23 protein-coding genes are annotated in these 24,885 nt (G+C 55.5%); 6 read left to right on the top strand and 17 right to left on the bottom strand.

Features of this window, described 5'->3' with window-relative positions; translation table 11 throughout:
• Window positions 1-21: 21 nt before the first annotated feature.
• Together ykgO and NNL38_RS03130 are read right to left on the bottom strand one after the other, a co-directional pair.
• Window positions 22-162, bottom strand: a complete 141-nt coding sequence (gene ykgO, locus NNL38_RS03135; RefSeq protein WP_255389608.1) for a type B 50S ribosomal protein L36 — start codon at window positions 160-162, stop codon at window positions 22-24.
• 2 nt (window positions 163-164) lie between these two features.
• Window positions 165-428 carry a type B 50S ribosomal protein L31 gene (locus NNL38_RS03130; protein WP_255389607.1) on the bottom strand — a complete coding sequence of 88 codons (264 nt, stop codon included), beginning with the start codon at window positions 426-428 and terminating at the stop codon, window positions 165-167.
• Window positions 429-575: 147 nt separating this feature from the next.
• Between NNL38_RS03130 and tsaA the strand changes: the two genes are divergently transcribed.
• From tsaA to NNL38_RS03100, 6 genes are all read left to right on the top strand, one after another.
• On the top strand, window positions 576-1,280 hold the full coding sequence (gene tsaA / locus NNL38_RS03125; protein WP_255389606.1) for a tRNA (N6-threonylcarbamoyladenosine(37)-N6)-methyltransferase TrmO: 705 nt from the start codon (window positions 576-578) through the stop codon (window positions 1,278-1,280).
• A 129-nt stretch (window positions 1,281-1,409) separates the two neighbouring features.
• Window positions 1,410-3,125 carry a proline--tRNA ligase gene (locus tag NNL38_RS03120; RefSeq protein WP_255389605.1) on the top strand — a complete coding sequence of 572 codons (1,716 nt, stop codon included), beginning with the start codon at window positions 1,410-1,412 and terminating at the stop codon, window positions 3,123-3,125.
• Window positions 3,126-3,285: 160 nt separating this feature from the next.
• Window positions 3,286-4,410, top strand: coding sequence for a patatin-like phospholipase family protein (locus NNL38_RS03115; protein ID WP_255389604.1), 1,125 nt, complete (start codon window positions 3,286-3,288; stop codon window positions 4,408-4,410).
• A 92-nt stretch (window positions 4,411-4,502) separates the two neighbouring features.
• Window positions 4,503-5,357 (top strand): GGDEF domain-containing protein, encoded by an 855-nt coding sequence (locus tag NNL38_RS03110; RefSeq protein WP_255389603.1) that lies wholly within the window; start codon window positions 4,503-4,505, stop codon window positions 5,355-5,357.
• 153 nt (window positions 5,358-5,510) lie between these two features.
• Window positions 5,511-5,717 carry a YaeP family protein gene (locus tag NNL38_RS03105; RefSeq protein ID WP_255389602.1) on the top strand — a complete coding sequence of 69 codons (207 nt, stop codon included), beginning with the start codon at window positions 5,511-5,513 and terminating at the stop codon, window positions 5,715-5,717.
• On the top strand, window positions 5,717-5,905 hold the full coding sequence (locus NNL38_RS03100) for a DUF4250 domain-containing protein (protein WP_255389601.1): 189 nt from the start codon (window positions 5,717-5,719) through the stop codon (window positions 5,903-5,905). The genes NNL38_RS03105 and NNL38_RS03100 overlap by 1 nt, the downstream gene beginning before the upstream one ends.
• A gap of 81 nt (window positions 5,906-5,986) precedes the next feature.
• Here NNL38_RS03100 and NNL38_RS03095 read toward each other — a convergent pair whose 3' ends face one another.
• The 15 genes from NNL38_RS03095 to NNL38_RS03025 all read right to left on the bottom strand — a co-directional run bounded on the left by NNL38_RS03095 (window position 5,987) and on the right by NNL38_RS03025 (window position 24,833).
• Window positions 5,987-7,336 (bottom strand): sodium-dependent transporter, encoded by a 1,350-nt coding sequence (locus tag NNL38_RS03095; protein ID WP_255389600.1) that lies wholly within the window; start codon window positions 7,334-7,336, stop codon window positions 5,987-5,989.
• 212 nt (window positions 7,337-7,548) lie between these two features.
• Entirely contained in the window at window positions 7,549-7,857 is a 309-nt protein-coding gene (locus NNL38_RS03090) for a c-type cytochrome (protein WP_255389599.1), read from the bottom strand.
• 90 nt (window positions 7,858-7,947) lie between these two features.
• Window positions 7,948-9,267 (bottom strand): tRNA lysidine(34) synthetase TilS, encoded by a 1,320-nt coding sequence (gene tilS / locus NNL38_RS03085; RefSeq protein ID WP_255389598.1) that lies wholly within the window; start codon window positions 9,265-9,267, stop codon window positions 7,948-7,950.
• Between the two features lie 110 nt (window positions 9,268-9,377).
• Complete coding sequence (gene accA, locus NNL38_RS03080) at window positions 9,378-10,337, bottom strand: acetyl-CoA carboxylase carboxyl transferase subunit alpha (RefSeq protein WP_255389597.1); 960 nt, start codon at window positions 10,335-10,337, stop codon at window positions 9,378-9,380.
• Between the two features lie 58 nt (window positions 10,338-10,395).
• Window positions 10,396-13,875: a DNA polymerase III subunit alpha gene (gene dnaE, locus NNL38_RS03075; protein WP_255389596.1), complete on the bottom strand. Its 3,480-nt coding sequence runs from the start codon at window positions 13,873-13,875 to the stop codon at window positions 10,396-10,398.
• A gap of 148 nt (window positions 13,876-14,023) precedes the next feature.
• Window positions 14,024-14,629: a ribonuclease HII gene (gene rnhB / locus NNL38_RS03070; protein WP_255389595.1), complete on the bottom strand. Its 606-nt coding sequence runs from the start codon at window positions 14,627-14,629 to the stop codon at window positions 14,024-14,026.
• Window positions 14,630-15,769: a lipid-A-disaccharide synthase gene (gene lpxB / locus NNL38_RS03065; protein WP_255389594.1), complete on the bottom strand. Its 1,140-nt coding sequence runs from the start codon at window positions 15,767-15,769 to the stop codon at window positions 14,630-14,632.
• Window positions 15,770-15,771: 2 nt separating this feature from the next.
• Window positions 15,772-16,560 (bottom strand): acyl-ACP--UDP-N-acetylglucosamine O-acyltransferase, encoded by a 789-nt coding sequence (gene lpxA, locus NNL38_RS03060; RefSeq protein WP_255389593.1) that lies wholly within the window; start codon window positions 16,558-16,560, stop codon window positions 15,772-15,774.
• Window positions 16,557-17,012 carry a 3-hydroxyacyl-ACP dehydratase FabZ gene (gene fabZ, locus NNL38_RS03055; RefSeq protein WP_255389592.1) on the bottom strand — a complete coding sequence of 152 codons (456 nt, stop codon included), beginning with the start codon at window positions 17,010-17,012 and terminating at the stop codon, window positions 16,557-16,559. Before fabZ ends, lpxA begins: the two co-directional genes overlap by 4 nt.
• A gap of 97 nt (window positions 17,013-17,109) precedes the next feature.
• Window positions 17,110-18,135 carry a UDP-3-O-(3-hydroxymyristoyl)glucosamine N-acyltransferase gene (gene lpxD, locus NNL38_RS03050; protein WP_255389591.1) on the bottom strand — a complete coding sequence of 342 codons (1,026 nt, stop codon included), beginning with the start codon at window positions 18,133-18,135 and terminating at the stop codon, window positions 17,110-17,112.
• A 148-nt stretch (window positions 18,136-18,283) separates the two neighbouring features.
• Window positions 18,284-18,793: an OmpH family outer membrane protein gene (locus NNL38_RS03045; protein WP_255389590.1), complete on the bottom strand. Its 510-nt coding sequence runs from the start codon at window positions 18,791-18,793 to the stop codon at window positions 18,284-18,286.
• 18 nt (window positions 18,794-18,811) lie between these two features.
• A complete protein-coding gene (bamA, locus tag NNL38_RS03040; RefSeq protein ID WP_255389589.1) occupies window positions 18,812-21,235 on the bottom strand; it encodes an outer membrane protein assembly factor BamA in 2,424 nt (807 codons plus the stop codon).
• Between the two features lie 45 nt (window positions 21,236-21,280).
• A complete protein-coding gene (gene rseP / locus NNL38_RS03035) occupies window positions 21,281-22,636 on the bottom strand; it encodes a sigma E protease regulator RseP (RefSeq protein ID WP_255389588.1) in 1,356 nt (451 codons plus the stop codon).
• Window positions 22,633-23,829 carry a 1-deoxy-D-xylulose-5-phosphate reductoisomerase gene (ispC, locus tag NNL38_RS03030; protein ID WP_255389587.1) on the bottom strand — a complete coding sequence of 399 codons (1,197 nt, stop codon included), beginning with the start codon at window positions 23,827-23,829 and terminating at the stop codon, window positions 22,633-22,635. The genes rseP and ispC overlap by 4 nt, the downstream gene beginning before the upstream one ends.
• A gap of 140 nt (window positions 23,830-23,969) precedes the next feature.
• Window positions 23,970-24,833 (bottom strand): phosphatidate cytidylyltransferase, encoded by an 864-nt coding sequence (locus tag NNL38_RS03025; RefSeq protein WP_255389586.1) that lies wholly within the window; start codon window positions 24,831-24,833, stop codon window positions 23,970-23,972.
• Window positions 24,834-24,885 lie beyond the last annotated feature (52 nt).

Below are 24,885 nucleotides of genomic sequence, written 5' to 3'. Positions count from 1 at the left end.
TTGCTGCCGGCTCCGTTTTACTTAACGCTTTTTCACCCGTCCCTGAACCGCTTTAAAGCGCGGGTTGGATTTACAAATCACATAAATCCGTCCGCGTCGTTTCACAACCTGGCAATCCCGATGGCGCAATTTGGCACTTTTAAGTGAGCTGAGCACTTGCATGATCACCCCTCCTGCTTGGCGCCGAAGCGACCGAATCGACGGTTAAAGTGGGCCATCCGGCCTTCACTGCTGACCACCCGCTGCTTGCCGGTGTAGAACGGATGCGAAGCCGAAGACACATCCAGGGTGTAGTACGGATAGGTGTTGCCGTCTTCCCATTCAATGGTGCGATCGGTCTTCAGCGTCGAGCCGACTAAAAAATACTGATCCACGCTGGTGTCGTGGAATACCACGGTGCGATATTCCGGGTGAATACCTGGTTTCATCCTGATCTCCTTGAGCAATGCCCGGCCAGTGAACACCACAAGCCGAATTGTTATGTTATAACATATTATTTGATATCAATTCTCATTAAAAGATCAAGCACTATTTTTATGCTATCGTCAGCGCCAGACTGAAGAAGGCCCGATATCATGAGTTATCAGATTGATCCGATTGGCGTGATCCGCTCGCCGTATAAAGAAAAATTTGCCGTCCCGCGCCAGCCCGGACTGGTCCCCAGCGCCCGCTCGGAACTGGTGCTCCAGGGGGAAGCCAATGCCCTGGAGGCTGTCCGGAGCATTGAGCAGTTCAGCCACCTGTGGTTGCTGTTTTTGTTTGATCAGAACCTGGAGGCAGGCTGGCGTCCGACCGTTCGACCGCCGCGCCTCGGCGGTAATGAACGCATCGGCGTATTTGCCAGCCGCGCGACCTTTCGTCCCAACGGGATCGGGATGTCCGCGGTCGAACTGATCGGCGTGCGCCAGCAAGACGGGGATGTGATCCTCGAACTCGGTGGCGTAGATCTGGTCGACGGCACCCCAATTGTCGACATCAAACCTTATATTCCTTACTCCGACAGCATTCCCGATGCCAGCGGCGGATTTGCCAGTGAGAGTCCGCAAACCCTACCGGTCCACTTCACCCCCGAAGCCGAGTCACAACTGCACGGCCGTCACCTGGCCCGCCAGCGGGCGGTGATTGAAGAAGTGCTGGCACAGGATCCGCGCCCGGCCTATAAGAAAGGCAAGCCGGATCCCAAGGAGTACGCCGTGCACCTGTTCGACTACAATGTAAAATTCAGTGTCAGCGACGCGCAGATCACCGTCCATGCCCTGACGCGCCCGGTCACAAAATAACAGCTGCCAGCCGCTTGTTCTCTTTGGCGAACCGGCAATAGCCTGTTAATATATGCGGTTACCGCCTTAATCAGCGGACGGGGCAGGCCCCGAACCCAATTCATTTCATCTAACCAACGGATACCATCAATGCGTACCAGTAAATATCTTCTTTCAACGCTGAAGGAGACTCCAAACGACGCAGAAGTGATCAGCCACCAGCTGATGCTACGTGCAGGTATGATCCGTAAGCTGGCTTCAGGTCTTTACACCTGGCTACCTACAGGTCTGCGTGTTCTGCGTAAGGTCGAAAACATTGTTCGCGAAGAAATGAACAATGCAGGTGCAGTCGAAACATTAATGCCCGTGGTTCAGCCCTCTGAGCTGTGGGAAGAAACCGGTCGCTGGGACAAGTTTGGTCCTGAGCTGCTGCGTATCGCTGATCGCCACGACCGACCGTTTGTGCTGGGCCCAACGCACGAAGAAGTGATCACCGACATGGTTCGCAACGAAGTAAAGTCGTACAAACAACTTCCTCTGAACCTGTACCAGATCCAGACCAAGTTCCGTGACGAAGTGCGCCCGCGCTTCGGGGTGATGCGCTCACGTGAGTTCATCATGAAAGATGCCTACTCATTCCACCTGGACAAAGAAAGCCTGGTTGAAACCTACGAGATCATGCATCGGGCGTACTGCAACGTCTTCAGCCGCATGGGCCTGGACTTCCGTCCGGTACTGGCTGATACCGGCTCAATCGGCGGCTCCGGCTCGCACGAATTCCACGTTCTGGCCGAGAGCGGCGAAGATCTGATCGCCTTCTCAACCGAGTCTGACTACGCAGCGAATATCGAAAAAGCTGAAGCGCTGGCACCAGCGACTGAGCGCGCCGCCCCAACCCAGGAGATGACCCTGGTCGATACGCCGGACGCCAAGACCATTGACGAGCTGGTTGAGCAGCACGGGATCGCGATCGACAAGACGGTGAAGACCCTGTTTGTCAAAGCCTCTGACGAAGTCGAAGCAGAGCTGATTGCCCTCATCATCCGTGGCGACCACGAGCTGAACGAAGTCAAGGCAGAGAACCTGTCGTGCGTCGCAGCGCCGCTGGAGTTTGCCACCGAAGAAGAAATCCGCGCACTCGTGAACGCCGGTCCTGGCTCTCTGGGCCCGGTCAACTTGCCGGTACCGTTTATCGTCGACCGCACGGTCGCCGTGATGAGCGACTTCGGCGCCGGTGCCAACATCGACGACAAGCACTACTTCGGCATTAACTGGGGTCGTGACGTTGAACTGGGTCAGGTTGAAGATCTGCGCAACGTGGTAGAAGGCGATCCGAGCCCATGTGGCAAGGGCACCCTGATGCTCAAGCGCGGCATCGAAGTTGGCCACATCTTCCAGCTGGGCAACAACTACTCCGAAGCGATGAACGCAGCGGTTCTGGGTCCGGACGGTAAGAACACCATCATGGAAATGGGCTGCTACGGCATCGGCTGTACCCGTGTGGTTGCTGCGGCGATTGAGCAGAACAACGACGACAACGGTATCATCTGGCCGGATGCGATCGCGCCGTTCCAGGTCTCGATTGTGCCGATGAACATGGCCAAGTCTGAAGAAGTCCGCGACGCCGCTGAAAAGCTGTATGCAGACCTGACTGCAGCCGGTATCGACGTCCTGTTCGATGATCGTAAAGAGCGCCCGGGCGTGATGTTTGCCGACCACGAGCTGATCGGGATCCCGCACACCATCGTGATTGGTAACCGCAGCCTGGAAAATGGCGAGATGGAATACAAAGACCGTCGCGCCGGCACCAAAGAAGGGGTGCCAGTGGCAGAGATTGTCAACTTCATTCAGCAGAAGCTGGCTTAATCTGCATCTCACATTGAAAAAAGCCTCCCGCGCGGAGGCTTTTTTGTGTCCGCCTCCCAGCCCAAGCCCGGCTGCCGCATATCTCAGAAGCAGCCCGCTGCAGTCCAATGTCTTGTGATTCCGGTATATAGTTAGCCTGAAGGAAATAGGATGGAGTGGTATGGCAAAGGATAAGCCCAGGATCAGTTTGCTACTACCCGGTGGGGGGGCCCGCGCCGCGTATCAGGTCGGCGTGCTGAAGGCAATTGCCGAGTGGTATCCCCGCGTCCATCACAGCCCGTTTACCATCTACTCCGGCACCTCCGCCGGTGCCATCAATGCCACCGCCCTGGCCTGCTATGCCTCCTGTTTTCGCCTGGGCGTCAAAAAGCTGGAATGGATCTGGTCCAGGCTGCACAGCCGCCGGGTCTTTCGTGCCAGTACCCTGGGCATGACCGGTTATCTGACCCATCAGTGGCTAGCCCGGATGCAGGCCGATTACCATGAACGGCCACCGTTTGGGTTACTCGACAGCCGTCCGTTGCGCCAGTTGCTCAACCAGGTCATTAACTATGAGCGGCTGGAAAAACAGATCCTGGCCGGTAACCTTCATGGCTTGTCCGTGACCGTCTCGAGCTACAAAAGCGGTCAATCCGTGAGTTTCTTTCAAGGTCAGCCGGAGATCAGCGAATGGAACCGGGCCAAGTCCAAAGGCCGCCGCTCGCTGATCACTACCGGGCACCTGTTGGCTTCAGCAGCGATCCCGGTGGTCTTCCCGGCGGTACGGATCGGACGGGCCTATTACGGCGACGGCTCGATCCACCAGCTCGCCCCCCTGCGTCCGTCGCTGAAAATGGGCGCCGACAAAGTCCTGATCATCGATTTGATCAACCAGAAAATCAACGAAATGGATCACACCACCGCGCCCGGCCTGGCGACCCTGGGCGGCCATTTGATGGACACCATCTTCAGTGACACCCTGGCTGCGGATCTGGAGCACCTGACCCGCTCCAACCAGCTCATCCAGGCCCTGCCGCCGAGTGAAAAAGAGAAAATGGGGATGAAAATCGTCGATCATGTGCTGCTCTACCCCAGCCAGTCATTTGAGCCCCTGGCGCAGAAGTATTACTGCAATATGCCACCGATGACCCGGGCATTAATGCGCCTGACCGGCCTCAGCCCAAGAGATGATGCGGCTATTACCAGTTATATTTTGTTTGAGCCAGCATATATTCATGCCCTGATTGATTTGGGTTATCGCGACGCTCAGGAAAAAGAAACGGTCCTTCGCAATTTCCTGCAATAAATCCTTATATTTATTGATAAAAAGCCATGATAGGTGTTGAAATGGCTTAATAATTGCCTATAGTAACCCCCTGATCTTTTTTTGACGTCGTTATGGATCCGAAAGTCTGGAGTAATATTTTTGCCGAAAACAGCAAACCAAGGACCAAACCCCTTGGGGCTGATCAGCGCTTGCTGATCCTGCAAAAATTCCAGGGCAAGCTGGAGCTGGGCTTAATCTTTGAGGTATTCGCCCGCGAAGTTGAAAAGCAGATCGATATCAGCCGCCTGGTGTGGTCTTTCGAGAAGACGACCACCCTGATCCGCCGCGGTCAGACGACCCCGAACCGGCAGACCTTTGTCCTGCGTTTCGGCGACCACGAGCTGGGCAAACTGCAATACGCCACCCCCTACCCGCTCGATAAAGATGAAATCAGCCTGCTGCACACTTACCACCGGCTTTTTGCCGGCCCGCTGGCGAACGCCATCGAATATCGCCGGGTCAAAAATATGGCGCTGCGCGACTACCTGTCGGGACTCGGCAACCGCAGCAGCTTCGAGCAGGATATTCAGCAGGCTATCGCCATGAGCGAGCGGCGCACTGTCGGCCTGGTTCTGATGATGTTTGACCTGGATAACTTCAAACAGGTTAATGACAAATACGGCCACCTGGACGGCGACAAAGTGATCCGCCGTTTTGCAGGCTTGCTGAAACAGGCCGTACGGAGCTCCGATCGTTGTTATCGGATCGGCGGCGACGAGTTTGCCGTCCTGCTGCAACCCGCCACGGACCAATCTGCTATGCACGTCAGTGAGCGGGTGGACCAATTGATGCAGGAAGACCCGACTCTGCGCAACTTACGGATCGGGGTATCCATCGGATTTGCCGCGTACCAGAAAGGAGATACCAGCACGACCCTGGTTGACCGCACCGACCGCCAGCTGTACCGCCACAAACGAGCCCGCTAACGCGGCCAGATTTTGATCTCAGCACCAAAGCCGTGCTACAAGTTTGCTAAGATAGCAGGAAGTGACGCATCGCCGGACAAGGCGTACGCAGCCGCACTTCCCATAGATATTCCGGTGTCTATCGGAAGTGAACGAATCAAAAAGGACATAACCATGAAAGTCTATGAATGCTGCGAGCTGATCCGGATGACCTATGCCCAGATTGGGGGCGGCGAATTGGGATATATTCCCAATGCAATTCATTGCGCGGTCAAGGCACTGAACGATATTGCCGCCAACGACCAAATCCCACAGGAGTTTCGCGAGCGCGCCGCGTTTGCTGCCGCCAACTTGCTGATGAGCGATCACGAGGACGCATAATGGACGTGAAAAACTTTGAAACCATGGATCCGGTGATGCTGATGAGTATCGTCAACATGAAAATCCGCGACGAGTTCGGCACTCTGGATTCCCTGATCAAATACTACGGGATTGACAAAAATAAGCTGGTCGACCGCCTGGCGACTGCCGGGTTCGAGTACCTGCCGGACGCCAAACAGTTTCGCTGAGCCCGCGGCAGATCATGTCATACGCCGACACCTAAAACAAAAACGGAAGCCTGAGCTTCCGTTTTTTATGTTCAAGTCCGCTTATCCCAGAGAGGCGTACAGCACCGTCGCCACCAGCACCGGGCACACCACCTTGACGTAGAGCGGCCAGATTTTCCAGAACAGGCTGTGTTGCAGATCCGGGCTCCCGGCACTGAGCTCTTTCAGCTTCGAGTGACGCGACCAGACCCAGCCACCGAACAGGGTGAACAGGAGTGCCGCCACCGGCTGGAAGTATTGGGTTGCCACTTTGGCAACCAGGCCGAACAGGGCGCCGAAGTTGAAAATAATCACCACGCTGAACAGGGCAATCGCACCACCGAGCAACCAGCTGGTTGGCTTGCGGCCTAAAGCAAAGCGCTCACTCACCAACGATACCGGACACTCCAGCATCGAGATTGATGACGTCAGGGCGGCAATCGTCATCAGGATAAAGAAAACCAGCGCCAGTAGCTGGCCAACAAATCCCAGGCTGTCAAACAGCATTGGTAGCACAGTGAACACCAGGGTATCTGAGCTCAGTAGTGAGCCGTCTTCGGCATAAATTGCCACCCCTTTGTTCATCGCCACAAACATCGCCGGCAACACCACCAGGCCGGCAATAAAGGCGACAGCCGTGTCCACCAGGGTAACGCTCAGCGCCATTTTCGGCAGGCTCTCTTTCTTGCTCAGATACGAGCCATAAATCAGCATCGAACAGCCACCAATGGTCAGTGAGAAGAAGCCCTGCCCCATCGCTGCCAGGAGCAACTGGCGATCAAACACCATGCTGAAATCCGGCACCAGGTAGTGCTTGAGACCTTCTATCGCCCCGTCCTGAGTCATGATGTACAGAAATAACAGACCAAACAGTGCAAACAGTGCCGGCATTAAGCGCGTGGACCATTTTTCAATCCCCTGCTTCACCCCACTTTGGACGATCAGAATGGTCAGCAGGTAAAAGATCACCGCACCAAACAGGTTACGTGAAGGCGAGAAACCTTTTAACCACGCAGACGCCTCCTGAAGGCCGATAATATCGGTCACGGCGGCCAGCATGAAGCAAATCAACCAGCCCGCAACAATGCTATAAAATGCCAGGACCAGCGACGGTACTGCCAGACCAATCCAGCCCACCAAAGCACCGGCTTTTTTAGCCGCCGGATTGTCCGACAGGCTGCGCATACTGTCGATCGGGTTGGCCTGGCCGTGACGGCCGATCGCCATCTCGACTATCAGCATCGGAAAGGCCACCACCAGAATCATCAGCAAGTAAACCAGCAGGAAAGCGCCGCCACCATTACTGGCCGCCTGGGTCGGAAACCCCCAGATATTGCCCAACCCGACAGCAGCGCCGGCCGCTGCCAGCACAAACCCTATCCGTGATCCAAAATGTTCTCTGTTTCCTGCCATAACCCTCACCCTAACGTATCAGTGTGCTAGTACAATAATCCATCCCTATTTTTGAATCAACACCAGTGTGTCCGACTGGACAAAACATCACCACCTAGCGAGAAATATCAGGTTCGGCCGATTTTTAATTATCTCTGACGGGTATAAAAAAGCCGCTTCACCTGACGGGAAACGGCTTTCTTCATCGGCTGGCCCATAGGCCGATAAAAAGATTATTTCAGTGAAGCATAATAAGCGGCCACATTCTCAATATCGGTATCGCTCAGCATCGAAGCCTGCGGCTGCATCACTGCCGCCATGCCACCGGTCCGTTGTTTATTTTTATAAGCTTTCAACGCGCTCACCAGATATTGCTCATTCTGGCCTTTGAGGTTCGGGTAAGTTGGGATCATCGCCGTACCATCAGCGCCATGGCATGCTGCGCAAACAGCGGCTTTGGCTTTCCCTGCGGCAGCATCCCCTGCCAGGGACGGGGCTGAGATGACGGTTGCTAACACTGCTATTGCAAGAACTTTTTTCATTGTGTCCTCTTATAATTCTGTTTATTCAAATGGATGGCCGCTTTAATTTACGATGAAAAACCAGCCAGTTAGAATTGTGCACTCTTTGACCTAACATTGCACATGAAATACATCATTATGCCAAGTCAGGTCACAGTCTTGACCGTGAAACCCTTCAACGACAAATAATCCGGCAACGGCCGCGAGTTGCTCCCCATAAAAAATCAACGGTGTCCGGCGGCGATTCCAGCTCGGAACGCCATATTCCTGAAACAGTTTTTTCAGTTTACGCCGCCCCACCCTGCCGACGGGCCTGGCTTCAATTCCCTCCGGATTGAAGCGTACAGACACCGGCTCATCCGGGGCCGGAAGCCGGAGCTGCCCCTGTGCAGTCTGCTGCAACAGCACCGTACCGAGCCCCTGAGGCAAGGCACAAGGAGTACCCAGCACACATGGCTGCTGCCAGTGACGAATGTCCGGCCACTGGCGGATCAGATACAGATGCTGGCGGTGGCGGCGTACTTCAACCGTATGCCAGCGAAGCTGCGGGTTGGCATCAGCCCGGGCCTGAACCACACTGTGCCAGATCTGCGCCAGCTGTGCCTGCGTCGGCATCAAGACGTCCTGCTGGCGCAGCCACAGTCGGATCAGCTGCTTGCCTGTTCGCTCCGAGCCGAGCTTGGCAATCGCCAGGCTGCCGTCTGCCTGAACCGCCTGTGCCAGCCGGTCGGCCAGCAACTCTTCGAGCAGCGCTTCCTGCTCACCACACAGGGCTGCGCTGCGCGCCACAGACTTGCGTACCCCCGGCCAGCGTGCCACCAGCGCCGGGGTGATCTCGTGGCGTAAGAAGTTCCGATCATAACGGGTATTCCGGTTGCTCTCATCTTCCACCCAGGCCAGACCTTTTGCATCCGCATAGGTTTCCATCTCTGCCCGGGTGGTGCTCAACAGCGGCCGCAGGTGCACCCCCTCGCCAAAGGAACTCTCCGGTGCCATCGCCGCAAGGCCGGCAGGGCCGCTGCCCCGCTTGAGCGCCAGCAGAAAAGTCTCGAGCTGGTCATCGGCATGCTGGGCCGTCAGCAGCAGATCCCCGGACTGAACATGCCGGGCCAGCGCCTGATAGCGCTGCTCCCGGGCTTGTTGTTCAACGCTTAGCCGGGTCCCCTGCTGGACGGTGACATGCTCCGCCGCAAACGCCAGGCCGGCCTGCGCACTCCAGTCGCGACAGCGCGTCAGCCAGGTATCGGCATTGGGACTCAACCCATGATGGACATGGACCACCTGACACTGATGCAGGGGATGCTGACGGATAAACTGCCCCATCAGATCCAGCAACACCCGGGAGTCCAACCCGCCGCTGAGGGCCAGGACAAAGCGACGCGGACGCTGACAGTAGGGCTGAAGAAATGCAGTGAGTCGGGAATACAGCATGAGAGAATTCAGTTCAATGGAAGTGAAGCACTTATACCAGAGTGATAGCGAAAAAAAAACGGATCACCCGAAGGTGATCCGTTTTCAAAGTCTGTGAATTGACTGAGCGATTAGCAGTAACCGTAGCTCAGCAGACGCTGGTAGCGGCGCTCCAGCAGGGCTTCTGTATCCAACCCATCCAGCTCTTCCAGCGTCGCCAGAATTTGCTTTTTCAGGTTCTCAGACATTTCAACCACATTACGGTGAGCGCCGCCCAGCGGCTCATCAATAATATTATCGATCAGGTTCAGCTCTTTCAGACGATCAGCCGTCATGCCCATCGCTTCCGCAGCCTGCGGCGCCTTGTCGGAGTCACGCCACAGAATTGACGCACAGCCTTCCGGCGAGATCACTGAGTAGGTCGAGTATTGCAGCATGTTGACACAATCCCCGACACCAATTGCCAGTGCGCCGCCGGAGCCGCCCTCACCAACCACGTTACAGATCACCGGCACCGTCAAGCCTGCCATCTCTTTAAGGTTGGTGGCAATCGCTTCCGACTGACCCCGCTCTTCCGCGTCCACGCCCGGGTAGGCACCCGCCGTATCAATGAAGGTAATGATCGGCATCTTGAAACGCTCAGCCATTTTCATCAGACGCAGCGCTTTGCGGTACCCTTCCGGCTTCGGCATCCCGAAGTTACGCTTCACTTTCTCTTTGGTTTCACGACCTTTCTGGTGGCCAATCACCATCACCGGACGCCCTTCCAGGCGCGCAATACCACCGACCAGGGCCTTGTCATCCGCAAACGCACGATCACCGGCCAGCTCATCGAACTCAGTAAACATCTGTTCGACGTAGTCAAAAGTGTACGGACGCTGTGGATGACGGGCTAACTGAGCAACCTGCCAGGCCCCGAGATCACCAAAGATTTTCTTGGTCAGCTCCAGGCTTTTCTTTTCCAGTTGTTCAATCTCTTTATCCAGATCAACCGATGCTGATTCTTCACGGCGCGATACCTCGCGCAGGGCTTCAATTTTGGCTTCTAGTTCCGCAATCGGCTGTTCAAACTCAAGGAAGTTCAGGCTCATACCACTTCAATCCTTTGGCTCACGCTTATTGGCTATTGCACAATAAGTATGGGCACATTTAATTAAACTCAAGCTCTACCTGCTTTTCACCCAGCAAGACTTTGAGATCAGTAATTAGCTGATCGGCCGGGGTGACGCGCCACTCGGTCCCGAGGGTCAATTTGGCGCGCGCATCAGAGCGCTGATAGTACATATTTACCGGCACAGTACCTGCGCGGTGCGGCTCCAGCACTTTGCTGAAACGCTCAAAAAACTGTTCATCAATTTGCCTCTCCGTCACAGAGATGGCAAGACCTCGCAAATGCTTTTCTCTGGCTTCTGAGATATCAAGCACTTCTCGCGCCGACATTTTAAGGCCACCGTTAAAATCATCAAAGCTGACCTGTCCGGAAACGACCAAAATGCGATCTTTCTCGACCAAATCTAGGTATCTTTCCAGCGCATCGGAAAATAACATCACTTCCATCCGCCCGGAACGGTCGTCCAGGCTCAGCAGGCCAATCCGGGTACCGCGCTTGGTGGTCATCACCCGGGCGGCAATCACCAGCCCGGCAACCGTCACCACTTTATCCCGCCCGGTCGGGTGGGCGTCCTTCAAGCGCCAGGTCGTGTAGTGCTTGAGTTCCGGGACATAAGCGTTGATCGGGTGCCCGGTCAGATACAGGCCGAGGGTTTCGCGCTCGCCTTCGAGCCAGACTTTCTCGGGCCACTCCGGAATATTGGCATAGGCGTGCTCGACTTCTTCCGGCGCTTCGGTCAGGACCCCAAACATATCGGTCTGGCCGAAGGCTTCAGCCTGGTGATGCTGGCTCGCCGCTTTAATCGCATCATCCAGCGAGGCCATCATCGCCGCCCGGTTCGGGCCCAGGCGATCCATGGCGCCACACTTGATCAGCCGCTCCAGCACCCGCTTGTTGACTTTCTTGGTGTCAATCCGGGCACAGAAATCAAACAGATCTTTAAAGTGGCCGCCTTTCTCGCGGGCAGCAATAATATTCTCAATCGGCGCTTCACCGACCCCTTTCACCGCACCGATGCCGTATACAATGGCGCCGTTATCATCAACGTTAAAGCGATACAGCCCCTTGTTGACATCCGGCGGCAGCAGCTCGAGCTTCATCCGGTGGCACTCGTCTACCAGGCCGACGATCTTATCGGTATTATCCATATCGGCAGTCATCACCGCCGCCATGAATTCAGCCGGATAGTGCGCCTTGAGCCACAGCGTCTGATACGACACCAGCGCGTAGGCTGCGGAGTGGGATTTGTTGAAACCATACCCGGCAAATTTCTCAACCAGGTCGAAGATCCGCATCGCCAGCTCGCCGTCGACGCCGTTCTTGATCGCACCTTCTTCGAAAATCGCCCGTTGCTTGGCCATCTCTTCCGGTTTTTTCTTACCCATCGCCCGGCGCAGCAAATCCGCACCACCCAGGGTATAACCGGCCAGCACCTGGGCGATCTGCATCACCTGCTCCTGATACAGGATGATGCCGTAGGTCGGCTCAAGGATCTCTTTCAGCGATTCGTGTTGCCACTTTTCATCCGGATACGACACCGCCTCTCGGCCGTGCTTCCGATCAATGAAGTTATCAACCATGCCCGATTGCAGTGGCCCCGGACGGAACAACGCCACCAGGGCGATCATGTCTTCAAAGCAGTCCGGCTGGAGACGCTTGATCAGATCTTTCATCCCGCGCGATTCGAGCTGGAACACCGCAGTGGACTCCGATCGCTGCAGCATGGCGAAAGATTTTGCGTCATCCATCGGGATCGCAGCAATGTTCACCGGCGGCTTGCCCTGCGCTTCCAGACGTGGGTTCACCATCCCCAGCGCCCAGTCGATAATAGTCAGGGTTCGCAGGCCGAGGAAGTCGAATTTGACCAGCCCGGCGGTTTCAACGTCGTTCTTGTCGAACTGGGTCACCGGGTGGTGGCCTTCAGCGTCGCAGTACAGCGGCGCAAAGTCGGTAATGGTGGTGGGTGAAATCACGACCCCACCGGCGTGTTTCCCGGCGTTTCGGGTCACCCCTTCCAGCACCCGGCACATATCGATCAGATCCCGGACTTCCTCGTCCGCGTCATACGACTCCTGTAACTGCGGCTCAGCCTCAAACGCCTTGGCCAGGGTCATCCCTGGCTCAGCCGGTACCAATTTGGAGATCCGGTCGACAAATCCGTACGGGTGACCCAGCACCCGGCCAACATCACGGATCACTGCCTTAGCCGCCATGGTGCCGAAGGTGATGATCTGGGACACCGCATCCCGGCCGTACATTTCAGCCACGTGGTCGATCACCAGATCCCGCTTGTCCATACAGAAGTCGATATCGAAATCGGGCATGGAGACCCGCTCCGGGTTGAGGAAACGTTCGAACAGCAGGTCGAATTCGAGCGGATCCAGATCCGTGATATCCAGCGCGTAAGCCACCAGGGAGCCGGCACCAGAGCCCCGGCCCGGTCCGACCGGGATCCCGTTATCCTTCGACCACTGGATAAACTCCATCACGATCAGGAAGTAGCCCGGAAACCCCATCTGGTTAATCACTTCCAGCTCGATATCGAGGCGCTCATCATATTCCGGACGGCGCTGCTGGCGCTCTTCTTCATCCGGAAACAGGAAGGCCAGACGTCGTTCAAGGCCCTCTTTGGACTTTTTGATCAGGAAATCTTCGGTACTCAGATCCCCGGTCGGGAAGTTCGGCAGGAAGTATTCATTCAACCGCACGGTCACGTTACACCGCTTGGCAATTTCGACGCTGTTTTCCAATGCTTCCGGAATATCAGCAAACAGCTCGCACATTTCTTCTTCGCTGCGCAGATATTGCTGAGCGCTGTACAGCTGCGGCCGGTTCGGATCGGCCAGGGTGTAGCCGTCATGGATCGCCACCCGAATCGAGTGGGCATCAAACTGATCCGGCGAGATAAAGCGCACATCGTTGGTCGCCACCACCGGCAAGGCCATTTGCTCGGCCAGTTCAATCGCAAAGTGCAGATAGGCTTCTTCATCCGGGCGACCGGTCCGGGTCAGCTCCAGATAATAACTGTCGGGAAAGTGCGCCTGGTAAAACGACACCAGACGCTCGGCCATTTTCTGGTTGCCTTTGAGCAAAGCCTGGCCAACATCACCCCGTTTGCCGCCGGAGAGCAGGATCAACCCCTGACGGTGCTCGACCAGCCATTCCTTGTCGATCACCGGCAGGTGCTGGATATGGCCGCGCTGGTAGGCTTCTGAGATCAACAAGGTCAGGTTGCGGTAGCCGTCATTGTCTGCCGCCAGAATCGTCAGGTCTGTCAGGTCATCACCCATTTCGTCTGAGCGGACTTTAAAGTCCGCCCCGATGATGGGTTTCATCCCGGCGCCATGGGCAGCATTGTAAAACTTCACCAGCCCACACAGGTTGGTAAAGTCGGTCAGCGCCATGGCCGGCATGCCCATCGCGGCGACTTTTTTGACCAGCGGCGGGACCTTTGACAGGCCGTCAACCATTGAGAAATCACTGTGGACACGAAGATGAATAAAGCGAGGTTCAGCCATGACTAACCAAATATGATAAATATTTAAATCGTTAAGCGAGGATTATAGCCTAAAGGACGCCGCGCATCACCGCATGTGGTGCTATCGGACAAGACACCACGCACACGTGGCGAATGCCTCAGCGATGGGGCGACGTCCTGCGGGAAAATCAGTCAATGCCCAGGATGCGCTTGACCGGTTTGAAGCTCTTTCGGTGCTGGTCAATTGCGCCAAGCTTTTCCAGAGCCTCGAAATGAGCCTTGGTCGGGTAGCCTTTATGCTGGGCAAAACCGTAATCCGGGTACTGGGCATCCAGCGCTTCCATTTCCCGATCCCGAGTCACTTTGGCCAGGATCGAGGCGGCACTGATCTCCGCCACCCGCAAATCGCCTTTCACCACCGCCTGGGCCGCCATCGGCAACTGCGGGACCTTATTGCCGTCAACCAGAACAAAGTCCGGCTCGACCGACAGGCCAGTGACCGCCCGCTGCATCGCCACCATGGTGGCCTGCAAAATATTAAGCTGGTCAATCTCTTCCGGCTCACAGCGCCCCAGGGACCAGGCCAGGGCCTTTTCCTTGATCTCATCAAACAAGGCGTTGCGCTTTTTCTCGCTCAGTTTCTTTGAATCCGTCAACCCGACAATCGGGTTGGCCGGATCCAAAATGACCGCCGCCGTCACCACAGCGCCGACCAAGGGCCCGCGACCGACTTCATCGACGCCGGCAATACAGTCAGCCGCCGGGTATTCAAAAGGTTCCAAAGGTGTTGCCATTTACTTGCCTATCAATTTCAGCACCGCTGCTGCGGCCTGTCGGTCTGCATCGCATTTGATCAACTGATGCAGACGGGAAAACTCAGCCATCAGCGCACTGTTGTCTGAACTCAAAAAACGCTCCACTTCACGGCACAGCTTCTCCGGCACGCAGTCGTCCTGCAACAATTCGGGCACCAGCTCGCGATCGGCCAGAATATTGGCCAGCGAGACATACTTGGTTTTCAGCATTCGCTTGGCCAGCCAGGCGGTCAGTGGTTTGACCTTGTAGCCCACCACCATCGGTCGTTTGACCAGCATACACTCGAGCGCCACGGTTCCGGAAGCCAGCAGCACCGCATCCGAAGCAATCATGACATTGCGGGCGGTATCATCCACCAGCACAAAGTCCAGCTCCGGGGCGGTTTCGCGCCAGGCCTGCTCAAACTGCTCCCGGCGCTTCTGGTTGACCAGCGCCACCACAAATCCGAGATCCGGATGCTGTTGCTTGAGCAGCTTGCAGGTTTCGATAAACGGCGCGGCCAGCATGCCCATCTCGCTGCCCCGGCTGCCGGGCAATACCGCCAGCCAGCGTTTGCTGCGATCGAGTCCCAGCAGGTCCTGTGCCGCCCGCTGATCGGTTTCCAGCGGGATCGCATCGGCCATGGTATGGCCGACAAACTCACACGGGACATTAAATTTGTCGTAGAACGCCTTCTCGAACGGCAGGAATGCCAGCACCAGGTTGGTGGCAGCCTCAATCTTGAAGATCCGCTTCTGGCGCCAGGCCCAAACCGACGGGCTGACGTAATGCACGGTTTTGATCCCGCGCTGCTTTAAGTCGCGCTCCAGGCGCAGATTAAAGTCCGGGGCATCAATACCGACAAATACATCCGGCGGGTTATCACTGAAATACTTCACCAGCTCGGCTTTGACTTTCAGCAGGCGCGGCAACCGGCCGAGGACTTCAACAATCCCCATCACCGCCAGCTCCTCCATGTCAAACAGGGTTTCACACCCGGCGGCCTGCATCCGCGGGCCGGCGATGCCGACAAACTCGGCGTCCGGGTACTCCTGTCTGATCGCCTGGATAAATCCGGCCCCTAAAATATCGCCGGAGATTTCCCCGGCGACAATTCCAATTCGAAGTGGCTTGGTCATATTCAGCGAATGATTCCGCGCGTTGATTGCTCGAAAAAGTCGACAAACCGTTGCACTGCCGCATGGGTTTTCGCCAGTGCTTCGATTTCCGGCTTCACTTCCGCCAGGGTCTTGCCTGAACGATAAAGTGCCTTGTATACCGCACGGATGGCTTTGATCTCTTCTTTTTCAAAGCCACGGCGCTTGAGGCCTTCGACGTTGATACCAAACGGCGCACAGTGGTTCCCCTGTGCCATCACATACGGCGGCACATCCTGAACCACAATCGAGCCGCCGCCCAGCATGCAGTGATCACCGATGGTGCAGAACTGGTGAATGGCTGACATCCCGCCGACAATCGCGTGGTTGCCCACAGTCACGTGGCCAGCCAAAGTCGCGTTATTGGCAAAAATACAGCGATCACCGACCACGCAGTCATGTGCTACGTGGGCGTTAATCATGAACAAGTTGTCATTGCCTACCTTGGTGATCCCGTTGTCCTGCACCGTGCCGCGGTGCATGGTTACGCTTTCACGGATGGTGTTGCGATCGCCAATCTCCAGACGGGTCGGCTCACCGGCATATTTCAGGTCCTGACACTCTTCGCCAATCGAGGCGAACTGGAAGATCCGGTTCTCACGACCGATCTTGGTCGGGCCTTTGACGACCACATGGGACATGATCTCTGTCCCTTCACCGATCTCGACATCAGCGCCAATGTAGCTAAACGGGCCAACGGTCACATTCGCACCGAGAATGGCCCCGGCTTCGACGACTGCTGACGGGTGGATTTGGGCTGTTTCGTGAATCATGAAAACTCTCGTCTTGCACATTTAAGTTCGGCAGAGCACACCACGTCGCCATCAACTTTGGCAACCCCATTAAACATAGCAATGCCACGACGCTCTTTCAGGAATTCCACTTCAATGATCAGTTGATCGCCCGGACCCACCGGCTTGCGGAACTTGGCGTTATCAATACTGGCGAAGTAATACAGTTCATTTTCAGCCGGAGCACCGAAGGTCTTGAATGCCAGCAGGCCGGTCGCCTGAGCCATGGCTTCGAGGATCATCACCCCCGGAAAAACCGGCATCTTCGGGAAGTGGCCGGTAAATTGCGGCTCGTTGACCGAGACATTCTTAATCGCGGTCAGGGTTTTCCCTTCTTCGTAATGGGCCACGCGATCAATCATCAGAAACGGGTAGCGGTGAGGCAGGAGTTCCTGAATCTCGGTGATATTTAGCGTCTTGTTTTCGCTCGTCAAAACTGCATTCCTGTCTTAAATAAAGGTCAATATCGGCTTATTCTACCGCAAAAAGATCCGCAGAGTGTGCGGACCTGTTCAATCTCATCTATCGCGTTCAGCTGTTCTCATCCAGCTTTTTCTCAACCGCCTTGAGACGCTTGTTCATCTCGTCAATCTTCATCGTGCGCGCTGCGGTCTTACGCCATTCTTTATTCGGCTGCAGCGGGATCCCCGAGGAGTACATCCCTTTCTCTTCGATACTACGCATCACCATGCCCATGCCGGTAATCGTCACGCCATCAGCGATTTCAATGTGACCGTTGAGCACAGAAGCGCCGCCAATGATACAGTATTTGCCAATCTTGGTACTGCCGGCCACAATCGTGCCGCCCGCCATCGCGGTGCCGTATCCAATCTGCACGTTATGGGCAATTTGCATCTGGTTATCGATAATCACGTTATCTTCGATGATGGTGTCTTCCAGGGCGCCGCGATCAATCGTGGTACAGGCACCAATCTCAACCCGGCTGCCGATCCGTACCGTCCCCAATTGCGGGATCTTGACCCACTCGCCTTTGTCGTTAGCGTACCCGAAGCCGTCCGCACCGATCACGGTCCCGGACTGGACCAGACAGTCACTGCCCAGTACCACGTTATGGTAAATGCTCACATTGGCCCAGATTTTGGTTCGCGCGCCAATCTCGGCATTTTTACCGACAAAACAACCCGGGCCAATCTGGGCGTGGTCCCCAATCTTGGCACCGGATTCAATTACGGCATTGTGGCCGATCGCCACACCTTCACCCAGTACCACATCATCGGCAACAAAGGCGCTTGGGGCAATCTCGCTCGCCGCAGCCGGCGTGGTATCCAGCAGTTGAGCAACCCGGGCATAACCCAGGTACGGGTCGTTCATCACCAGCGCATTACCGTCAAAATAAGGCAGGTCCGCTTCTTTCAGGATCACTGCTGAAGCCTGGCATTCGGCCAGGTGCTTGCGGTACTTACTACTCGACAAAAACGTAATATCGCCCTGCCCGGCCTGGTTGGTGCCCGCGATCGATTCAATGCTGACAGCGCCATCTCCGCGTAGCTCTGCCCCCAGTTTCGTTGCTATTTCAGCAAGAGTAATTCCAGCCATGTGTTACCTTAAATTTTTGTCATGGTTTCGCAGTGAGCGACGACCCGCAGGTCCCCAGAAACAGCAAAGCGAAAGGGATGGCCACCGGTGGTCACCATCCGCTTTCGACTTTAATCGCTTTCACTGCCTGCAAGGCGTAATGCTGCGCTTATTTCACCGCAGCAATTACTTTGGAAGACAAGTCATCTTTCGGGCTCGCATGCAGCACGGCATTGGCATCTAGCACCAGATCATAGCCTTCACGCTTAGCCACATCCTGAATGGCTTTACGGATTTTCTGGACCAGCTTCTGCTCTTCCTCAGCGCCGCGACGGCGTTGATCTTCAGCCAGCGCCTTGGCCTTCAGCTTATAATCAGACTCCAGTGCCGCCATCTCACGCTGCAGCTTGGTGCGATCGGCAGCGCTCATCAGCTCGCCGTCACGCTTGAGCTTATCGACTTTGCCCTTCATGCGACTTTCAATCCCACGTAGCTCATCAATGCGATCTTTAAACTCACTACGCAGCTTTTGCGGCACATTATACCGTTTTGCCAGCTGAGCCATAGCCTGACCAGTTGCGACATAGCCGACTTTTTGCGCAGCTTCCGCGGCATGCGCATACATTGATGAAGAAATGATCACCAGGCTCAGGCCTGCCGCTTTAATCCACTGTTTCAAAAGACTCTCCTTAATTGATTAGAATGTGCGACCGATAGTGAAGGTAAAGAACTCTTCATCATCGCCTTCGTATTTCTTGATTGGGCGGGCAATCGAGAACACCAACGGCCCCATCGGCGACATCCATTGCAATGCTGCACCATAAGATGCCCGGATCAGTGATGGATCGGAGTAATCATTCAAGAATCTCCCATCATCGTCCGTCAGATCATATTCGGTGTCCCACACGGTTCCCGCATCGACAAACACACTGGTCCGCAGCTGGTTCTGGGCTTCCTCCGAAGCAAACGGAGTCGGGACGATCAGCTCGACACTGGCCAACGCCACGGCGTTACCGCCTGCGGCATCATCGGTCCCGGTTGCACAGCTGTTATTGCCGCCGCCGCCAATACCGCCGGTCGGACAACCGCTGACATAAACCGCTTTAGGGCCCACGGTATTCGAGCGGAAACCACGCAAGGTTGAGAAACCGCCAGCGTAGAAGTTTTCATAGAACGGCAACAGGTGATCGCTGCCGTTGTCGGTGGTGCCGTAACCATTCCCATAGCCCAGCTTACCGCGCAGCAGCAGGCTGAAATGGTGGTCTTCATCCAGCGGATAGTACTGACGCACGTTGTACTGCGCTTTGAAGTACTGGGCATCTGAGCCCGGAACCGTCATCCGGAACGACGCCCGCTGGTGATTTCCGGCGGTCGGGAAATAACCCCGGTTAAGGTTGTTGCGGGTCCAGGACACTGACCAGTCGAAGTCATCCAGTTCGATCACGCTATCCCCGCGATCAAAACCGTGGATGGCTTTGAATTTCTCGATCTGGTAATACTCCTGAGTGTTGGAGATCTTGTTGTGATCATAGCCCAGGCCGAACTCGAAAAAGTTCAGCTCATCATACGGGAACCCCCAGGTCAGGCTGGTGCCGTAACTTTGGTTGGTATAGTCCGAAATATTGGCATCCGAGGCTTCGAACTCGTTGTAGTACACCTTGCCGCCCAGGCTGACACCATCCAGCGTGAAGTACGGATCACGATACTCCATACTGATATTTTTCTGGTAATCGTTCATCATCGCGCTGATGCCGAAGCGATTCCCGGTACCGAGGAAGTTATCCTGCTGGATCCCGGCCTGGAAGCTGATCCCGGATTCGGTGCCGTAACCAATGCCGAAATTAATGTTTCCCGCATTGGCTTCCTTCACGGTGTATTGCAGATCGACCTGATCATCGGTCCCCGGTACCCGAACCGTCTGAACATCCACGGTTTCAAAGAAACCGGTCCGGTTCAGACGCTCCTTACCGCGCTCGACCGATTTAGAGTTCAGCCAGCTGCCTTCCATCTGGCGCATTTCCCGGCGCAGCACTTCATCTTTGGTCGAAACGTTTCCGGAAAAGCCGATATTACGCACATAAATCCGTTTACCCGGATCGACATTGACGATCAACGATACCTGCTGGCTATCATCGTCAAAATTCGGAATCGTGCTCACCTGCGGGTAAGCATAACCGAGCTCACCCAGCTTGCGCTTGACCGCTTCTTCCAGTGCCGTCACCTTGGCACCATTGTAAACTTCACCGGCCTTGATGGTTACCAGGCTTTCGAGCTCATCGCCTTTGTCCATCAGGTTGCCACGGAAGCTGACATCCTCGACCCGGTACTGCTCCCCTTCATGGATTTTGAGGGTGATATAGACCCCTTTCTTATCCGGGGAAATCGCCACCTGGGTCGATTCCAGTTTGTACTTGAGGTAACCGTTATTCAGGTACTGCGAGCGCAGGATTTCCAAATCGCCGGCCAGCACTTGTTTCTGATATTTTTCATCTGCCAGGAAGTTCCACCATGGTACTTCGGCCTGGAGGTTAAATTTGTCCTGGAGTTCTTCATCGGTAAACACGGTATTGCCGATAAAGTTAATTTGCTGAATTTTGGCCGAGACGCCTTCGGTAAAGACAAATTTCAGATCAGCCCGGTTGCGTGGCAACGGCGTCACCACAGCTTTCACCGTCGCATTGTATTTACCGACACTGTAATAAAAGTCTTCCAGTCCTTTTTCGATTTTACTCAGGGTGGTGCGATCCAGGGCTTCGCCCACCGAGATCCGCGACGCATCTAAGTTTTCCTTGAGCTGCTCTTCTTTGATCGCCTTGTTACCGGAGAAAGTAATACTGGCAATCGTCGGACGCTCCAGCACTTTCACCAGCAGCGTATCTCCATCGCGGAACACCTGGATATCTTCAAAGTTACCGGAGGCAAAAAGCGATTGAATCACTTCCGAGATATCACGCTCATCCACGCCATCCCCAACCCGGACCGGCATGGCCAACAAAGCCGCCCCCAAGGTGACGCGCTGCAAGCCCTCAAAACGAATGTCTTCAACTACAAATTGTTCCGCGCTCTGCGCAACACTACTACCGAGTATCAGTGATGCGACCAATAATTTTTTTATCGCCATTAGTGTTCTGATTATTCCTTGCTAAATATCGCGCTTATGCACTGCTTAAAGGCGGGCAAAGTCGTTAAATAGCGCAACGGCCATTAACGCAACCAAAATGGCTGATCCCACTCTGTAGCCTATCTCCTGAACACGTTCAGAAACAGGACGACGCGTTACCGCTTCGATGGCGAAAAACATCAAGTGTCCACCATCCAGCACTGGCAGCGGTAACAGATTCACAATCCCCAGGTTGACACTGATGAGCGCCAGGAACCCCAGAAAGTAAACCACCCCGTAATCGGCTGTCATCCCCGCGCCTTTGGCGATGGAAATCGGCCCGCTGAGGTTTTTAATGGCAACGTCCCCCGTTACCAGCTTGGTGACCATATCAAAGGTCAGGGTCACCAGCTGCCAAGTTTTTTCAGCCGCTTTACCTACTGCCGTAATCGGACCGTATTGCAAATTGATCCGGTAGGATTCCGGCCACGGCTCAACTTTCGGGGCAAAACCGGCATAACCAATCACTTGCCCGTCCGCTAATGTTTTGCTGTCCGGGATCAGCGTCACCGGCACAGTCTGTCCGTCTCGACGAACTGTCAGTGCCAACGCCTGCTGCGGGTGGGAACGCACGGCCTCCACCACCTGCTGCCACTCAGTGACCGGCGCCCGCTCAATCGCCACAATGTGATCCTTAAGCTGTAATCCGGCCGCCAGGGCTGCCCCCCCTTCAACCAGCCGAGCAATTTCTAAAGTGATCGGCGGGGAATACGGCGTGATCCCCAGCGAAGTCAGGACTTGCTCACGTTCCGGATCAAACGACCATGAACTCAAATCCAGTGTCCGACGAGTCGCAAAACCACCATCCGGCTCAGCAACCGTGATCACCATTTCCTGATCACCGATATGGGAAATCATCGCCATGTTAGCCGATTCCCAATCAGCGGTTTGGATTCCCGAAATGGATTTTAGTTCCATTCCGCTACGAATTCCTGCCTCGGCCGCAATCGACTGCGGAGCAACCTCGCCCACCACCGGACGCACTGCCGGCACCCCAATCAGATAGACGACCCAGTAGGCAAAAATTGCAAACAGGAAATTAGCCAGCGGACCAGCAGCCACGATGGCGCTGCGCTGCCACAGCGGTTTGTGATTAAACGCCAGGTGCCGCTTTTCAGGCGGAACCTCATCAACCCGGCCGTCGAGCATTTTCACATAACCACCCAGCGGGATCATCGCCAGGGTGTACTCCGTACCGTCTTTACCGACTCTGCGCCACAGCGCGCGGCCAAAGCCAATCGAGAAGCGCTCAACATAAACGCCGCAACGCCGGGCGACCCAGAAATGACCATATTCATGGACGGCAATCAAAATTCCGAGGGCAACTAAAAACGCGCCCAGGTTCCACAATACACCCATCATAGCGATACCTTACCAATCACTTCCCGAGCCAAAATACGCGCCATTCTATCCAGCTCAATCACGCTTTCCAAGTCAGTCGGCTCCGTCATTTGCGCCAGCTCCAGAACCTGTTGGTTCACCCGGGCAATGTCCGTAAACGTGAGCTGATGATCCAAGAAGGCGGCTACAGCAACTTCGTTGGCAGCATTGAGCGCCGTGGTAGCAGCCTGACCGCTGTAACAGGCATCCATGGCCAGCTTCAGACACGGATAGCGGGAAAAATCAGGCTGAAGGAAGGTGAACTCACCGATTTGACTGAAATCGAGCGGCGCCACGCCAGCATCTACCCTTTCAGGATAGGACATCGCGCAGGCGATTGGGGTGCGCATATCCGGTAGCCCCATCTGCGCCAGCACTGAGCCGTCTTTATACTGCACCATCGAGTGGATCACCGACTGGGGATGGATAATAACATCCATCTGCTCGCGCGTGGCATTGAACAACCAGCGCGCTTCAATGTATTCAAGCCCCTTGTTCATCATAGTGGCCGAATCAACGGAAATCTTGGGCCCCATGGACCAGTTCGGGTGAGCAATCGCCATCGCCGGAGTGACGGTGGCCAGTTCACTGACATCGGTATAGCGGAACGGGCCGCCGGAGCCAGTCAGCAGAATTTTACGAATCCCGTGCGCAGCCAGATCACAGTGGCCCAGGCTCTGCTGCACTTGCGCCGGCAAGCTCTGGAAAATCGCATTGTGCTCGCTGTCGACCGGCAGCAGCTCAGCGCCGCTGGCCCGGCAGGCGTCGATAAACAGCTGCCCCGACATCACCAGAGCTTCTTTATTGGCCAGCAGGATCCGTTTACCGGCGCGAACCGCGGCCATGGTCGGCAATAACCCAGCCGCCCCCACAATCGCCGCCATCACCGTATCCACTTCATCAAGAGCCGCCACTTGGCACATGCCATCGACTCCGGCCAGCACCTCAGTCGGTAAGTGATGCTGATTCAATTGATGTCTCAGCGTTGCAGCCGCCGACTCTGATGCCATCACCGCATACTTCGGCCGCCATTGCCGGCAGAGCTCAAACATTTTGTCGCAGTTTGTCCCGGCCGCCAACGCCACCACTTCAAACAGCTCCGGGTTCTGGGCCGCTACTGCTAACGTGCTCCCGCCAATAGATCCGGTCGCACCAAGAATCGTTAACTTACGCATAAAATCACTTACATTTCACTGTAAAAAGCAGCCTTCAGGCTGCTCAAAAACACGGGGAGTTGCCAGGCGCAGAGCGTCGACGCCGGCCGGGGCGGAGAACCGTATATTAGCGGTTCTCCGCCCCGGCCGACTATCGCTCATCATACTAGCCAAAGATAGAACAAAGCAAAAACAGGTAGGGCGGCAGTCAGGCTGTCGATACGATCCAGGATCCCGCCGTGGCCCGGCAGAAGATTCCCGCTGTCTTTGACGCCAGCGGCACGCTTAAACATACTCTCGACCAAATCACCGAGTACAGACGCCATCACAGTGATCACCGAAATCAGCAACAAGCTGCCCACGCTCACAAATGGGATATCCATCAGGGCTGCACTGCCCCAGGTCACGACCACAGCCAGCGTCGCGCCCCCAATCAACCCTTCAACCGTCTTGTTCGGACTAACCGACGGTGCCATTTTCCGCTTTCCGAAACGCTTGCCGGTAAAGTAGGCGCCGGTATCCGCAGCCCAAACCAAAATACACACCAGGAGTACCAGCTTGGCCCCGTGATACGGCGACTCGGCATAATTGACGGCACGCAGCATCAGCACGCCCCAGAAAAAAGGAATTAAGGTCAACAGCCCGAAAAGGTATTTTAACGAGGTAGCTTTTGACCAAAGCGTGGCGCTGGACGGATAAGTCATTGCCAGCAGCGACGCCACCAGCCACCAAATCCCCCCCACCAACAGCATAGACTGATGCGGCGGAGCCAATTGAGAAAGTGTGGCGACATCCAGCGGCAACCACATCATGGTTCCCCCCAGCACCAAAGTAGGGACTAACATCGCGCCCCAACGCGATTTAGCATCAACAAACTGCGTCCATTCCCAGAAACCGGCCAAAGTCACTGCCGCTAATGCAAAGACAAACGCAGGAAAAGGAAGGTAGAAAATCCCTGCAATGACTAACGGCGCGAGGATGAGCGCGGTAATAATACGTTGCTTAAGCAAGCTGCGTCCTCTCATTGTTTATTATATTCGGTAACAGCCCAGCATATTCTTTGCTGTATGTGCTGCC

Source organism: Photobacterium atrarenae (assembly GCF_024380015.1).
In the GTDB taxonomy this organism is placed as follows: Bacteria; Pseudomonadota; Gammaproteobacteria; order Enterobacterales; family Vibrionaceae; genus Photobacterium; species Photobacterium atrarenae.
This window is presented reverse-complemented; position numbering and strand designations above follow the sequence as displayed.

Coding starts and splice junctions, on each gene's coding strand:
- ykgO (WP_255389608.1), bottom strand. CDS start 162: ATGCAAGTGCTCAGCTCACTTAAAAGTGCCAAATTGCGCCATCGGGAT.
- NNL38_RS03130 (WP_255389607.1), bottom strand. CDS start 428: ATGAAACCAGGTATTCACCCGGAATATCGCACCGTGGTATTCCACGAC.
- tsaA (WP_255389606.1), top strand. CDS start 576: ATGAGTTATCAGATTGATCCGATTGGCGTGATCCGCTCGCCGTATAAA.
- NNL38_RS03120 (WP_255389605.1), top strand. CDS start 1,410: ATGCGTACCAGTAAATATCTTCTTTCAACGCTGAAGGAGACTCCAAAC.
- NNL38_RS03115 (WP_255389604.1), top strand. CDS start 3,286: ATGGCAAAGGATAAGCCCAGGATCAGTTTGCTACTACCCGGTGGGGGG.
- NNL38_RS03110 (WP_255389603.1), top strand. CDS start 4,503: ATGGATCCGAAAGTCTGGAGTAATATTTTTGCCGAAAACAGCAAACCA.
- NNL38_RS03105 (WP_255389602.1), top strand. CDS start 5,511: ATGAAAGTCTATGAATGCTGCGAGCTGATCCGGATGACCTATGCCCAG.
- NNL38_RS03100 (WP_255389601.1), top strand. CDS start 5,717: ATGGACGTGAAAAACTTTGAAACCATGGATCCGGTGATGCTGATGAGT.
- NNL38_RS03095 (WP_255389600.1), bottom strand. CDS start 7,336: ATGGCAGGAAACAGAGAACATTTTGGATCACGGATAGGGTTTGTGCTG.
- NNL38_RS03090 (WP_255389599.1), bottom strand. CDS start 7,857: ATGAAAAAAGTTCTTGCAATAGCAGTGTTAGCAACCGTCATCTCAGCC.
- tilS (WP_255389598.1), bottom strand. CDS start 9,267: ATGCTGTATTCCCGACTCACTGCATTTCTTCAGCCCTACTGTCAGCGT.
- accA (WP_255389597.1), bottom strand. CDS start 10,337: ATGAGCCTGAACTTCCTTGAGTTTGAACAGCCGATTGCGGAACTAGAA.
- dnaE (WP_255389596.1), bottom strand. CDS start 13,875: ATGGCTGAACCTCGCTTTATTCATCTTCGTGTCCACAGTGATTTCTCA.
- rnhB (WP_255389595.1), bottom strand. CDS start 14,629: ATGGCAACACCTTTGGAACCTTTTGAATACCCGGCGGCTGACTGTATT.
- lpxB (WP_255389594.1), bottom strand. CDS start 15,769: ATGACCAAGCCACTTCGAATTGGAATTGTCGCCGGGGAAATCTCCGGC.
- lpxA (WP_255389593.1), bottom strand. CDS start 16,560: ATGATTCACGAAACAGCCCAAATCCACCCGTCAGCAGTCGTCGAAGCC.
- lpxD (WP_255389591.1), bottom strand. CDS start 18,135: ATGGCTGGAATTACTCTTGCTGAAATAGCAACGAAACTGGGGGCAGAG.
- bamA (WP_255389589.1), bottom strand. CDS start 21,235: ATGGCGATAAAAAAATTATTGGTCGCATCACTGATACTCGGTAGTAGT.
- rseP (WP_255389588.1), bottom strand. CDS start 22,636: ATGATGGGTGTATTGTGGAACCTGGGCGCGTTTTTAGTTGCCCTCGGA.
- ispC (WP_255389587.1), bottom strand. CDS start 23,829: ATGCGTAAGTTAACGATTCTTGGTGCGACCGGATCTATTGGCGGGAGC.
- NNL38_RS03025 (WP_255389586.1), bottom strand. CDS start 24,833: ATGAGAGGACGCAGCTTGCTTAAGCAACGTATTATTACCGCGCTCATC.